This is a genomic window from Mesorhizobium sp. M7A.F.Ca.CA.003.01.2.1, from assembly GCF_003998945.1.
Classification (GTDB): Bacteria; Pseudomonadota; Alphaproteobacteria; order Rhizobiales; family Rhizobiaceae; genus Mesorhizobium; species Mesorhizobium ciceri.
Window position 1 is genome coordinate 1 of record NZ_RZRA01001618.1, and the last position, 536, is coordinate 536.

The window sequence follows — 536 nt, forward strand, 5'->3', positions numbered from 1 at the left end:
GACGATTATGGCGAATGCCTTGGCCGCGGTGAAGGATGCCGACGTGGTGATCACCATGCTGCCTGCAGGCAAGCATGTCCTCTCCGTCTACGAAGACATCGCGCCCAAGGCCAGGCAAGGCGCACTCTTTATCGATTCCTCGACCATCGACGTCGAGTCAGCCCGCAAAGCCCACGCCGTCGCCAGGAAGCACGCGCTGTCGTCGATCGATGCACCGGTCTCGGGCGGCACCGGCGGGGCTGCGGCCGGCACGCTGACCTTCATGGCGGGAGGCTCCGATGATGCCTTCGCTGCCGCCGAGCCGATCCTGAAGCCGATGGCCGGCCGCATCGTCCATTGCGGCGGCGACGGCGCCGGCCAGGCAGCAAAGATCTGCAACAACATGATCCTCGGCATTTCGATGATCGGTGTCGCCGAAGCCTTCGTTCTGGCCGAAAAGCTCGGCCTGTCGCATCAGGCGCTGTTCGACGTCGCCTCGACCTCGTCGGGCCAATGCTGGTCCTTGACCACCTACTGCCCGGTGCCCGGCCCGGTGC

The 536-nt window shown here is 65.5% G+C and carries 1 protein-coding gene; it reads left to right on the forward strand.

Features of this window, described 5'->3' with window-relative positions:
* Window positions 1–536: NAD(P)-binding domain-containing protein (locus EN969_RS34565; protein WP_164758816.1), on the forward strand; the 536-nt coding region annotated here is incomplete at both ends.